The organism is Alteromonas sp. AWQ4_252, assembly GCF_056158205.1.
In genome coordinates this window covers 2,170,554-2,183,030 of the sequence record NZ_JBSWSV010000001.1, presented here as the reverse complement: position 1 = coordinate 2,183,030, position 12,477 = coordinate 2,170,554, and the positions used below count along the sequence as shown (strand labels likewise).

General features: G+C 45.6%; 11 protein-coding genes. 1 reads left to right on the top strand and 10 read right to left on the bottom strand.

The annotated features are described in order from the left end of the window. Nucleotides 1-16: 16 nt before the first annotated feature. The 10 genes from fliG to ACXACM_RS09595 all read right to left on the bottom strand — a co-directional run bounded on the left by fliG (nucleotide 17) and on the right by ACXACM_RS09595 (nucleotide 11,441). The gene (gene fliG, locus ACXACM_RS09640) at nucleotides 17-1,057 is read right to left on the bottom strand and encodes a flagellar motor switch protein FliG (RefSeq protein ID WP_474821375.1); all 1,041 of its coding nucleotides are present in this window, start codon (nucleotides 1,055-1,057) and stop codon (nucleotides 17-19) included. Nucleotides 1,058-1,069: 12 nt separating this feature from the next. After that, nucleotides 1,070-2,773: a flagellar basal-body MS-ring/collar protein FliF gene (gene fliF, locus ACXACM_RS09635; RefSeq protein WP_474821373.1), complete on the bottom strand. Its 1,704-nt coding sequence runs from the start codon at nucleotides 2,771-2,773 to the stop codon at nucleotides 1,070-1,072. A 14-nt stretch (nucleotides 2,774-2,787) separates the two neighbouring features. Beyond that, on the bottom strand, nucleotides 2,788-3,123 hold the full coding sequence (gene fliE / locus ACXACM_RS09630) for a flagellar hook-basal body complex protein FliE (protein ID WP_474821372.1): 336 nt from the start codon (nucleotides 3,121-3,123) through the stop codon (nucleotides 2,788-2,790). 224 nt (nucleotides 3,124-3,347) lie between these two features. Next, nucleotides 3,348-4,688: a sigma-54-dependent transcriptional regulator gene (locus ACXACM_RS09625; protein ID WP_474821370.1), complete on the bottom strand. Its 1,341-nt coding sequence runs from the start codon at nucleotides 4,686-4,688 to the stop codon at nucleotides 3,348-3,350. Next, a complete protein-coding gene (locus ACXACM_RS09620) occupies nucleotides 4,685-5,827 on the bottom strand; it encodes a sensor histidine kinase (protein ID WP_474821369.1) in 1,143 nt (380 codons plus the stop codon). Before ACXACM_RS09620 ends, ACXACM_RS09625 begins: the two co-directional genes overlap by 4 nt. Before the next feature lie 117 nt (nucleotides 5,828-5,944). Further along, the gene (locus ACXACM_RS09615) at nucleotides 5,945-7,423 is read right to left on the bottom strand and encodes a sigma-54 dependent transcriptional regulator (protein ID WP_474821368.1); all 1,479 of its coding nucleotides are present in this window, start codon (nucleotides 7,421-7,423) and stop codon (nucleotides 5,945-5,947) included. A gap of 156 nt (nucleotides 7,424-7,579) precedes the next feature. Then, nucleotides 7,580-8,383, bottom strand: a complete 804-nt coding sequence (locus tag ACXACM_RS09610; RefSeq protein ID WP_474821366.1) for a flagellin — start codon at nucleotides 8,381-8,383, stop codon at nucleotides 7,580-7,582. Nucleotides 8,384-8,489: 106 nt separating this feature from the next. Then, the gene (locus tag ACXACM_RS09605) at nucleotides 8,490-9,392 is read right to left on the bottom strand and encodes a class I SAM-dependent methyltransferase (RefSeq protein ID WP_474821365.1); all 903 of its coding nucleotides are present in this window, start codon (nucleotides 9,390-9,392) and stop codon (nucleotides 8,490-8,492) included. 2 nt (nucleotides 9,393-9,394) lie between these two features. After that, nucleotides 9,395-10,489, bottom strand: coding sequence for a hypothetical protein (locus ACXACM_RS09600; protein WP_474821364.1), 1,095 nt, complete (start codon nucleotides 10,487-10,489; stop codon nucleotides 9,395-9,397). Nucleotide 10,490: 1 nt separating this feature from the next. Further along, on the bottom strand, nucleotides 10,491-11,441 hold the full coding sequence (locus ACXACM_RS09595) for a phytanoyl-CoA dioxygenase family protein (protein WP_474821362.1): 951 nt from the start codon (nucleotides 11,439-11,441) through the stop codon (nucleotides 10,491-10,493). A 329-nt stretch (nucleotides 11,442-11,770) separates the two neighbouring features. Between ACXACM_RS09595 and ACXACM_RS09590 the strand changes: the two genes are divergently transcribed. Beyond that, nucleotides 11,771-12,445, top strand: coding sequence for a TylF/MycF/NovP-related O-methyltransferase (locus ACXACM_RS09590; RefSeq protein WP_474821361.1), 675 nt, complete (start codon nucleotides 11,771-11,773; stop codon nucleotides 12,443-12,445). The last annotated feature ends 32 nt before the right edge of the window (nucleotides 12,446-12,477 follow it).

Sequence of the window (12,477 nt, the reverse complement as noted above, 5' to 3'; positions counted from 1 at the left end):
CGCAAGGCAATGTCGGTTAAAGGAATTCTTCACCGCCACCGCCGCCCAGCATAATCTCACCGGAATCAGCCAGTCGACGAGCAACAGACAATATTTCTTTTTGTGCAGTTTCTACTTCAGATAGACGGACAGGTCCCATGGCTTCCAAATCGTCCATGAGCATTTCTGCAGCACGTTTAGACATGTTCTTCGCAATTTTATCTTTGAGTTCTTCATCAGCGCCTTTGATCGCTTTGAGCAATGAATCTTGCTGTACTTCCCGCAAAATAGCCTGAATACCGCGGTCATCTACATCTATCAGGTTATCAAACACAAACATCAGATCCTGGATCTGCTGGCTCATTTCCTCATCCTGCTCACGGATGGCATCCATAAGCTGCCCTTCGATGGAAGTATCCAGATAGTTCATGATATTTGCCGCTGATTTCAAGCCGCCCATTTTGGCAGCTTGAGTACCTGCCTGACCGGCAAATTGTTTCTCCATAATTTCATTTAATTCTTGCAGGGCCGCAGGTTGTACTTCTTCCAGATTAGCAATTCGCATAAGTAAATCCAGGCGTACTTTTTCCGGAAACTGTGCCAGAATTTCAGCGCTCTGCTCAGGTTCAAGATAAGAGAGTACAATAGTTTGGATTTGCGGGTGTTCGTTGCGAATAATGCTGGCAACCTGTTTAGAATCCATCCATTTGAGAGAGTCGAGCCCTTTGGCCCCGCTACCCATCAGGATTTGGTCTATCAGATTGGCCGCTTTGTCTTCACCAAGTGCCGCAGTCAGTGCCCGTTTCACAAAGTCCTGACTTTGGAAGCCTATGGTACTGTAATTTTGAATTTCATCGATAAAGTGTTTATGCACCGAGGTTATTTTAGGCTGCGTCATATCATCGACTTTAGCCATTTCAGCACCCAGCTTCTGAACCTGCTTAGGCTCCAGGTGCTTCAGGATTTGTGCAGCATCTTCTTCAGACAAACTCAATAACAGAATGGCTGCCTTTTCAATACCTTCCAATTTACTGATGTCATAGCTTTGTTCGCCGCTATTAGCTAATTCTTCTGGCATTGTGCTTAAACCTTAATCGTCTTGCATCAACCAGCCCTTAACAACCTGCGCAGACAGTTCTGGTTCATTTGCAACCAGTGCGCGCACAGCTTTAAGAACATCTTCATCTTTGTGAAGGTCGGGTAGCATCAAGGATCCATCCGGGGCAAAACCAACCTGCCCCTCATCGAATTCCTGAGACAACATGCTGATAGTGTCGTCGCCCAAATCCAGGCCTTCATCGGCATCGAAGTCTTCGGTATCCTTCGTATCCTCAGGATTAATCAAACGACGCAACATAGGTCTTATCACAAACAGAATAAGTATGATGATAATAAGCCCGCCCACAACTAACTTAATTATAGGCAACATTTCAGGACGTTCCCAGAAAGGAAGTTCTTCAATGCCTTCTTCATCCATACGGGTAAATGGAACACTGACCACTTCCAGGGAGTCCCCTCTTGCGACGTCAAAGCCAATGCCGCCCTGCAGTAACCTGCGGATATTGAGTAACTGCTCCTGACTTTTTGGCGACGTAGTGACACTGCCGTCTTCAGCAACGACGCGATCGTGATCCACTGCCACAGAGACACTTAAACGTCTTACAACACCGGTTTGTTTTTTCGTATGACTGATAGTGGTATCGAGCTCGTAGTTTTTCTGAGTTTCACGATTATTACGCCCAGGAACGGGTAGTACCTGACCGTCACCAGCCACGGCATTTTCAGGTATGGTTGAATCAAGAGGAGGTTGATTGCTTAAGGCACCAGGAATGCCGCCGGCAATGGAGCCAACACTACTTGACTCAATGGACATCTCGCTGCGAACGGCGGGCAAGTCGGGATTGTAAGTGCGCTGCGTTTGCTCCATGGCGGTGAAATCCATGGCAACGTCAGCCTGAGCGGTATAATTTCCAATTCCAAGTACCGGAATTAAAATCGAGTCAATTTTCTCAAGGTACTTTTCTTCCCGCTGACGTTCAATTTCATACTCTTTTCGCGCCCGGGCACTCATAGAGTCCTGGGAACCTGAGTTCAACAGTCTGCCGTTACTATCGGTGACGGTTACATTTGACGGCTCCATCATCTGTACCGCTGAGGCGACAATATCAATCACCGCATCGACTTCTTCGCCAGCAATAACTTTGCCTCGTTTGGCCGTTAGAACCACGGTAGCACTGGCTTTTTTCTCACGACGGGCAAACACATTTTCTTTGGGCATTGCCAGCAGCACTCTGGCTTTCTGAATACTGTCAATGTCCTGGATTGTTGCAGCAATTTGCTGTTCGCGGGCGTGCTTCAGTCGCTCCATTTCCACTCGCTGTGAAACACCAAAGCCCATATCTTGCATAATGATGTCTGTACCGGCGTCATCGGCACGCACCAGACCTTGCCTGGTCATGCCTAACCGAATTGACTGAAACTCGTCAGTACGAACGTAAACCGTGTTACCTTGTAATTGGTAATCAATTTGATTGGCGTCGAGATAATCGAGAGTCTCAATCAGCTCTTCCGTTTCCATTTTAGCAAGGGGTCGATAGTCGGGCTCCTGTGCCCAAATAAGAATAAACACCGCGATAGCAACACAGATAACCAGAACCACCACAAGCGCCATCTGACGCATCATGTCGGCACTGCCCAGTGCATCCATAAAGCCTGATTTATTTTCAGCTTCAGTCGAAGCCAGTTCGTCGTTGGAGTCAGTAACCGTTAAGTTGGTGCCCGTTGCTTCAGCCATAACCTGTTACTCCACTACACCGGCATGTTCATAATTTGTTTATAGGCTTCAAGTACTTTATTCCTAACCTGCACTGTCGCCTCAAATGCAATACTCGCCTTTTCCTTTGTTACCATTACTTCTGCCAGGCTCAGTGACGTATCCCCCATCTCGAAGCGTTGCTGCATAGATTTCGACTCCATCTGCATGGAATTTACGCCATCGACGGCGTTCTTCAACATGACGGAAAAATCATTGGCAGACGTGTTTACTGTCTCCAATGATTGCTGAGGCAACTCGGTAGCCTGCAGACGAGTTTGCCCTATCATGGCTTGCATTTCTTGATACAAACTATTGGCCTTGACGTCCATAAGCACTCCTGAAAATATTTGACTGTCAGAAACCTGTCTGACATTTGATTCTTAAATGTACAAAAGCAAGTCTGATACCAACTTTTAAATGACATTTAAAACAACAAGTTACATAACTCGCCAAATAAATGACAGCGGTAGTAAAACAGAAGAAAAAGTGTGGCAGGGAGTCGTAAAGATTGGGCAGGGCATGGTTATCCATGCCCATATGAGGAAAAATGAAATTAGGCGGGAACGTCGATACCTTCTTCGCGCATTCTGGCGAGCTTATAACGCAATGTGCGGGGGCTAATGCCCAGCTTTTCGGCAACATCCTTGCGCTTACCGTTACACAGTTGAAGTGTGTCCAAGATTATTTGATGCTCTTGATGACGTAATTCCGAGCCGAGTTTACTATCGTCTTCCTGCTCCTGTGGTTGCAAACTTTGGTGACTTGCTAAAGTGGCAGCCATATCAATCATCAAATCTGAAGATTCAATCATTTCGCCGTCACACAATATCAATGCTCTTTGAATAACATTATCCAGCTCGCGAACGTTGCCAGGCCAGTCATACTGATTGAGCTTATTGCGCGCGGCTCCGGATATCACTATTTTCTGATGCTGGGCGTTGTGGCGACTTATCAGGTGCTCCGCCAGAGGCACAATATCGCCGGGGCGTTGCGCCAATGGCAACCAAACAATTGGGAAAACATTGAGGCGATAATACAAATCTTCACGAAACTCACCGGCTTCAACCGCCTGACGCAAATCGCGGTTACTGGTTGCAATGACCCTTACGTTTAGCGAAATGGTTTTCCGACCGCCTAAACGCTCTACTTCTTTTTCTTGCAGCACACGGAGTAATTTAGCCTGTAATGCCAAATCCATTTCAGTAATTTCATCAAGGAGAATTGTGCCATTTTGCGCCTGTTCAAACTTTCCCGGACACGCTTGAATGGCTCCGGTGAATGCCCCTTTTTCGTAACCAAACAGGGTCGCCTCAAGCATATTTTCCGGTATCGCAGCACAGTTTATGGCTACAAATGCTTCACTGGCTCTGGCTGATTGGTCGTGAATATAGCGTGAAAGCACCTCTTTTCCCGACCCACTGGGACCTAAGACCATGACTGTCGCGTCAGTGCCTGCCACTTTTCTAGAAAGCGCCAACAGTTGAATGCTTGATGGGTCGGCTACAATTGGCGTACGAGATTCAACCTGATTTGCTGGTGCGTACCTGCTTACTAAATTCAACAAGACTTCCGGCGCAAAAGGCTTGGAGAGATAGTCGGTAGCACCATCACGCATTGCCTGCACCGCGTCGTCGATGGTGGCATAAGCTGTCATCAATAGTACTGGCATTTGCGGATAGCGAGATTTAATGTTTTTAAGCAGTGTAAGGCCACTCATCTCACCCATCTGGATATCGCTAACCACTAAATCAACTTTGTGAGCACTGAGCTGAAGCAGCGCCTCTTCTGCACTACTTGCCTCAACAACCCCATAGTCTGCTAACAACAATGTATCGTTTAGCGCTTCACGCAGACCCGCGTCATCTTCAACAATGAGAATAGTAGTTTGACTCATGATACTTCTCCTGTAACGTCGGTGGGCTGGACCTGTGTATTTTTTATTACTAACGGCAGGCTAATTGAAAAACATGCGCCACCACCAGGCAGATTGACGACTCTCAACTGCCCTTTATGGGCGGTCACCACAGATTTCACCACAGCCAACCCCAGACCGGTGCCGTGAGTTTTGGTGGTGTAAAAAGGTTCGAATATTTTATCTTGCAATGAATCAGGTACGCCCGGCCCCTCATCAGCCACCGACAGAGTGAGTTTTCCGTTACTTTGTCTGCCTGAAACAGTAATAACACCACCTTTCTTAGTTACTTGAGCAGCGTTATGTATTAGGTTAAGCAGAGCGCCTTGTAGCGCTGTTATATTGCCTCTGATCATGGCATCACCAACAAAATCATTGAGTGACAACGACAATTCTGCTTGTTGGGTCAGAGTCAGTGCGGTGGGCTCAATGGACGCCTTCAACTGATCGATTGATATGTCAGCTACAACCTGTTCTTCCCCTGATTTCGCGAAGAGCAGCATATCGTTCACCTGGCTTTCTAATTCTTTTAAACGTAGAGAAAGTTTATCTGCGAAGTTTATGGTTGCCGCCTCACCCAAGCCCTTGCGCTTCATATTTGCCGCGTAAAGCATGGCTGCTGACAAAGGGGTTCTGATTTGATGAGCCAGTGAGGCAACCATTTTGCCAAGCGCAGACAGGCGCTGCATATGACTGACCCTAGCTTGTAATTGTCTGGTTTCCGTAAGATCGGTCAGTACGATAAGTTGCCCGGGCTCATTTTCCAACGGGGTTATGGATAGTTTAACCCGACGGCCATCAATGAGAGAGACCTCATGGCCGTCGTCGGCCCTGGGTTTGAAAGAACGGCTAATGATAGTTCGCCAGACTTGACCTTCCAGAGGTTCACCCAGCAGTGATCGAGCCTGATCGTTGGCTTGTCTTACAATCCCCTTACCGTCTATGACAATAACACCGGCAGGCATGACTTTCAGTAAATGGGATAAGCGACTTGCCTGATTCTTTAAGCTCGCCACATCTTCACCACTGTACTGTGAATGTGTACCAGCACCAAAGTGAAATTCGGAAAAATGCTCGGAAGTCTGGAGCGACCCAGCGTAGCCTTGCCCATCATATGCCATCAGTAACCTCGTCAAAAACCAGACATTATGTCTTAGACGATTAAATGCATTTGATGTGCCAGAATTTTAAATGCTATTTATCAATGGGTTAAGGAATAATTTTGAATTTTGGGGTTGTCAATTATCTGACGACACAGACTCTTCGCGATGGATATCGTATTTACGCATTTTTTCAACGAGTGTCGTTCTACGCATGCCTAATTTATCAGCCGCCCGTGCAACAACCCACTCTTGCTGTTCCAAAGCCTGAATAATGAGATTGATTTCAAGCTCTGACAAATATTCTTTAAGGTTAACGCCTTCTTCAGGTAACTGAGAGGATTCCTCGGATTGAAAATGAACTGATGGTGCATCCTGTTCATCATCCCTACTCGCCTCCACAGCTGCGGATTCGGCAAACAGAGCATTAAACGCATCCCTTTCCAGTAGTTCTTCCGGATAGTCCGGTTCGTAAGCCTGTATATCGCCGTATTGATACTTCACAGGCAGATCCTGAATATCAACAATCTGGGCGGGATAGAGTATGCTCAATCGTTCAACCAAATTAGAGAGCTCTCGGACATTGCCAGCCCAATCGTGCTCCATCAGTGAAGAAATCGCCATTTCAGTGAATTTAACCACTGATACACCATCGCCCTGAATTCGACTGATAAGCTCTTGTAAAAGCAGTGGAATATCTTCTCTGCGGTCACGCAATGCAGGGCTGTCAATAGGAAAGACATTTAACCGGTAGTACAAATCTTCCCGAAATTTGTCATCGCGGATCATGGTTTCCAAATTGCGGTGTGTTGCTGCAATAATTCTTACGTTAGCCTGGATAGGCGTATGTCCGCCAACCCGTTCAAAGGTTCGCTCTTGTAATACCCGTAAAAGCTTAACCTGCATTTGTAGCGGCATGTCACCTATTTCGTCCAAAAACAGTGTACCGCCTTCAGCCAGTTCGAAACGGCCTTTTCGCGCACTGATGGCACCTGTAAACGCGCCTTTTTCATGCCCGAATAGTTCACTTTCCAACAGTTCTCCGGGAATAGCACCACAGTTTACCGGGATAAACGGGCCTTCTTTTCGGGCCGACATAAAGTGAACGTTTCGCGCAATAACTTCTTTACCTGTCCCTGATTCACCCAGGATAAGAACGGTGGCATCAGTAGGAGCAACTTGCTCCACTAATTGACGCACAACCTGAATTTGTTGACTACGCCCAACTAAACTGCGGAAAAGGCGGGTTTTCATTCCTGCGCTTTTGGTTGCGCCAGGGCGGTGACGGGAATATTCCTGACAGCGGTGAATGGCTTGGGTGAGCACCGGATATGTAACAGGCAGTGTTGTACAACTGACGAGATTACAATTAGGGCTTAACTGACCTTCGCTGGATTGAATGGCAACGAAAGGAATGTGTGGGAATTGAGAGACCAAGCTTTGAAGTTGGTCGCCTCTTGCAGCGTCGACTAACACAGCTTCGACAGAATGTGTGTTTAGATAACCCAAACAATCAGCAAAAGACTGACCATAACAAGTCTCACCAATAAAAGTGATGACTGTTTCCAGTTTTTGAATGAGTTCGCCGTTATCACTAACGAGCAGAATTTCCTTCATCAATCCCTCTAGAACGCGTTTTTATTATTTACAGTTTAGCGCATCTTCATGATTGTAGCGGTAAAAGATAAGTTCGCAAACACCGATTCGCTTTCTTGAAGCAAAAAAGCAGGCTAACCTGCTTTTTTGTTCAAAGATTCTACAAAGGCGACACTACTAATTGAGTAGTGCCAGTACCTGACCTTGTTGCTGATTGGCTTGAGCCTGAACTGATGTTGCAGCCTGACCTAACACGCTATTTGCAGCACTTTCAGACGCAGCCTGGGCATAATCGAGATCCTGTATGCGACTGCGGGCCTCTGATGTGTTTACATCTGCCTGGCTCAAGTTACGCGCTGTTCTGGCCAGCTGATTTTGCGTTGCCCCTAAATCTGACTGTGCAGCACCTACAGTTTCCAACGCGGCATCCGCAGCTTCGAGTGCTGAATCCAGATCACCTGATGTCACGTCAATGTTCAGTAAATCTGTCAGATCACTATTTATGTCTGATGTATTCACACCAACTTGCTGACCCGCATTAGCACCAACCTGGAAGTTGATTTCGCCATCGCTGCTGAGCAGAGGCTTACCTGCGAATGTGGTTTGCTCAATGGTCTGACTGATATTGTCCTGGAGCTGAGTAATTTCAGACTGAATGGCCTGTTTGTCGGCATCATTGAGAATACCGCTTCCCGCTTGTAAAGTCAGTTCGCGAATACGTGAAACATCTTCGTTGATACCAGACAAGCCGCTTTCGGCAACCTGTGCCAGCGAGATGCCATCGTAAGCATTATTAATCGCCTGACGATTACCTTCGACCTGAGAAGTGAGCCTGTCGATAATCTGTTGCGCAGCGGCACCGTCGGAGGCACTGTTCACACGCTTTCCGGACGCCAGTTTCTCCATCAGGTTCGTTTGCTTTTCCTGAACCTGTTGCAGTAATGATGATGATGCGGATGAATCGCTGTTGAAATTGATCATAGAGGCCCTCCTGTTTGATATTTAATCATAGCACAAAGAAAAAGACTTCGCTTTTATCGTGCTTAACAGTTATATGAATGCGTACCGAATGGTTTGATAACATACGTTAATCGTCAACCGCAAAAACAGCTCGAATACCATACCCTTTATCATTTGCGGCAAAATCTTTGGGTTGTATTTCCACCCCCGCCTGACGTTGCAAAATGGAAATCCCGTACGATTCTACAGACAAACATTGAAATCCATGACTCTCACAAAGACGGGTAAGTGATAGCGGTGTAAAAAAATGAATGTGTGGAATATCTCTTTCAGGAACATCCCAATAATCATGTTGTGTGTTTGGTACATCAATAACGAGTAAACCATCCTCGTTCAACTTTTCTCGAATTGAACACAAAACAAGGGGTAAATCTAATACGTGCTCCAGCCAGTGACTGGCAACAACGAGGTCAAACTTATCGTCGCCCTTATAGGGGAAGTAGTCAGCAATTCTTTTTAATTCCAACGCTTTGTAATGGCTATCCCACTGCTCACCAGCCTCACAGACAAATGCTTCTACGGTAGATGACTTGTCTTTTAAACACCGGCTGGCAAACGCTTCTCCAGCGCCAATTTCCAATGTCGCTTTTATGGTATCAATAGATTTGAACTGTAATGCCATGGCTATCTGACATTCAGAACGCAACTGATGATTTTTGGAGACAACCCCTTCCTGGGCGTTATCTACCCGACCTTCTCTTTGCTTCCAGAAGAGCGCTTTATAAAACTCCTCTAACGCTTCTTCTGATGGTGGCGATAACATCTTTCCATATCCACATTGTTGACATATCGCCACGCCGCCTTTAAATAAATAACCAGGAAAGTTGTGAAACTCCTGGACTTTCTCTTGCAAATTACTATCATCCACCGCAACCATATGATGGTCATACAACTTCAGTGACCCATGCTCGTGCCCACACGCATCACAAACAAACTTTTCACCCAGCCCAGCGTATGAACTATTCATCATGCTTATTTAGCTTCCATTTTAAGTTGATTGAAAAAGGCCACTTCCTGAAATGCTGCATCAGTTAGAATTTGTCGCTCTTCAACTGTCAGTGACGGTCTGTGAGAGGCATTCAAACCTTGCGGCAACGCGTCCACTTCTACATCTTCATTTCTTAGCCAGCTAACCAACGATGCATCGCCATTATCCAAGACATCACTAAAGGCAAGTTGTTGAACTCTTCTTTGTGCAAATTGAATATTCATATCAGGAGCAAACAAGCTCAATTGAGCATTTAGCAAAGACGAAGGAATAACCCGTAACCATTCGTTAAGTGTAGACGCATCCCAGTACCGCCAAAAAGCATTATATTTTGGAAGAATGCGAAGGTTATAGCCGGACCTGGCACTTTCTAATGATTGCACAAACATTGAGTGCAGGCGGGCAATAGGATCTTTAAATACAGTAAAAGCGGTATATTTATCGTTGTTTATTGGAAAAATATTTGTCCCCATGTGCTTGGTGCTGAGATACGGCAAATATTCACTCAGCTCGTCAACACACAGCGCTGCGAGTGGAGCGTGAATATACCCAGGCGTTAGTGTATTGTGTTGTTCACCGTAAAAGTATTTGCCGAGCAATTGATTCACTGAGGTCCCTGCACACTTTGGTATGTGATAAAACACCAACATCTTAGCTCGTCGTCTGCGTACCGCTGGCAAAATATGCGGCTTTATGTAGCTATCATAAACTTCATCAGCAGATATTTTTTGTAATGTAAGTGACAAACTCAGGTAAGCCTTCACCTGTTCAATAGAATGGGGCATGTCAGCGACTTTGTGCCACAAACACTCGACATCATTATCAATAAGTCCGAGGCTGTGTAAGAACAACAGGTTAGTCAGTGCGTCCTGTCTGTACACATCACTTTCCAACAATCCTATTAACATACCGCATCCTGACGCAACGTCGCCATTTAGCACAGCTAATATCGCTTTGGCTAAAGGCGGCAAAGGCTCGTCGTCGGCAACATTATGTAGAGGGTAGCATGACGTCTTATTGCTACGATCAAACAGACTTTCTGCAATACGCGGCAGTGCACCTGTGTGCAACTCTGACATTTCAGTATCTTCGCCCCATTTTTACATGATCACTATAGTTTGCCACCATTACTCTTCTGCATGCACCTGGTTGTTGGGGAAAGCCCCTGTGGATTCCTGTTTGATTACTGACAATCACCGTGCCTCGTGGTGCTACAAAGCGAATACTTGGCAGATACTCACTGCTCAACATATCCCGCGGTCTAATTCCACTTTTTTCTGTTTGTCGTAACTCCAGGCGATGCAGGTAGGGAATACGATGGCTGCCCGGCACGTAACAATACGGCCCTTCTCGCTCACTATTTACATCGGTTAAATATACAAATACTTTATAAGTACCGAAAATATTATCGATGTGAAACCCTCGTGTATCCAACACAGAGCGGTTTTCGTATAGCTGTACGTTAGAGAAAGTAAATGAGGAAACCTGCCTCACCAGTTGATCTATCCGACCATGAGTAAATTCATTAAAAAGCTGTTTGAACCCTTTATCAGCGCTCAGAGCAGGAATCTTTTGGATATTAAAAACGTCCATCATCCCAGTATCACTCCCTGCACTACCGCGGATATTGACAATCGGTTTTTCATAATCCAGTAGCGCGTTGAAAGTATCAGCTAAACGCAAATTTTTCTGCCATGCGAGATAACCCAAATCGCCGGCATCAACACTATCATCAGCAGCAGTGGAATTAGTGACATCTGAAAAAACACCATCAGCAATTTCATTTAGTCCGTCACACATATTGCTACCAACTAAATTGTTAAGACAAATCACTCCATATTTCTGAAGGTTTGTAGCAATGGTGTGAGTTGAGTGACGCGTCACATCGAAGGTCAGCGCTTCCTGGCTCACCTTTGGCAGACCACTTTTTTCAGTCACAGCAGCAATTTTCTTCAGGTAGTCTTCGTTTGAAGTCAACGCTGCCGCGTAACGCTTAACACTGGGGTGACTACTAGTAAATACAGTATTCATTACGTCTCCGCTTTATGGCCATAACCGACGTAAACAAAAGGCATGAAAGCACCTGTTTTTGTTATTTTTATCAGCCACACAGCACGTTGGCCGCTAGACTGAGTTCGTTTTAGTATACGTTAGATAATTTGAAAATTCTCGTGCGGTACACGCCCGTTGATCCTTGTCGCAAATTTGTACACGACGGATGAAAATCTCAAATACAAAATCACGGTTTGCATTTATATAGCGAAACGATAAGATATCTTCATATCCTATCGACGCAATCACTCGTAAACTACTGAATGAATTGTAATTTACTGTGAGCTCGTCAAATACAGAATGACACTATGACTAATAAAATTCGGAGTTTAGACAGCGAGAACGTTTGGGACTACGAAAACGGATATTACTGGTTCTCCCCTAAGTCGCGCATAAACAAAATGCTGGCCCACTACGAGTTGTACAAAACGATTGTAGATCTTCCTGGTCATATTGTTGAACTAGGTGTTTACAAAGCTGCGTCTTTGGTTCGTTTTGCAACGTTTAGAGACGCACTTGAGAATGACTTTTCAAGAAAGATTATTGGATTCGATGCATTCGGTGCCTTTCCTACTGAACAGTTAGAGGTAGCGGCTGATTTAGATTTTATTACCCAATTTGAAGCTGCCGGCGGGCATGGTCTTAGTGAAGATGAAGTCGCTGATATACTGGCGTCCAAAGGATTCGACAATATTGAGTTAGTCAAAGGCAATGTTTTTGATACGGTACCGGCATTCTTGGACAAACACCCTGAAACCAGAATAGCGTTGCTACATCTTGACATGGATGTAAAAGAGCCAACAGATTTTGCTCTCGATACCCTTTACCATCGCGTGGTACCAGGCGGCCTTATCGTCCTTGATGACTACAACGCGGTCGCAGGAGAAACCCTCTCGGTAGATGAGTTCGTCAGCAAGCACCGACTGAAAATCGAAAAACTGCCATTTTACAATGTGCCTGCATTTATAAGAAAACCTATTTAGCATGACATTGTCGCAGAGGCCAACCTCTATTC

Excerpts from the sequence above, each read along its gene's own strand:
- fliF (WP_474821373.1), bottom strand. The coding sequence starts at position 2,773 with ATGGCTGAAGCAACGGGCACCAACTTAACGGTTACTGACTCCAACGAC.
- ACXACM_RS09590 (WP_474821361.1), top strand. The coding sequence starts at position 11,771 with ATGACTAATAAAATTCGGAGTTTAGACAGCGAGAACGTTTGGGACTAC.
- fliG (WP_474821375.1), bottom strand. The coding sequence starts at position 1,057 with ATGCCAGAAGAATTAGCTAATAGCGGCGAACAAAGCTATGACATCAGT.
- ACXACM_RS09600 (WP_474821364.1), bottom strand. The coding sequence starts at position 10,489 with ATGTCAGAGTTGCACACAGGTGCACTGCCGCGTATTGCAGAAAGTCTG.
- ACXACM_RS09615 (WP_474821368.1), bottom strand. The coding sequence starts at position 7,423 with ATGAAGGAAATTCTGCTCGTTAGTGATAACGGCGAACTCATTCAAAAA.
- fliE (WP_474821372.1), bottom strand. The coding sequence starts at position 3,123 with ATGGACGTCAAGGCCAATAGTTTGTATCAAGAAATGCAAGCCATGATA.
- ACXACM_RS09620 (WP_474821369.1), bottom strand. The coding sequence starts at position 5,827 with ATGGCATATGATGGGCAAGGCTACGCTGGGTCGCTCCAGACTTCCGAG.
- ACXACM_RS09605 (WP_474821365.1), bottom strand. The coding sequence starts at position 9,392 with ATGATGAATAGTTCATACGCTGGGCTGGGTGAAAAGTTTGTTTGTGAT.
- ACXACM_RS09610 (WP_474821366.1), bottom strand. The coding sequence starts at position 8,383 with ATGATCAATTTCAACAGCGATTCATCCGCATCATCATCATTACTGCAA.
- ACXACM_RS09625 (WP_474821370.1), bottom strand. The coding sequence starts at position 4,688 with ATGAGTCAAACTACTATTCTCATTGTTGAAGATGACGCGGGTCTGCGT.
- ACXACM_RS09595 (WP_474821362.1), bottom strand. The coding sequence starts at position 11,441 with ATGAATACTGTATTTACTAGTAGTCACCCCAGTGTTAAGCGTTACGCG.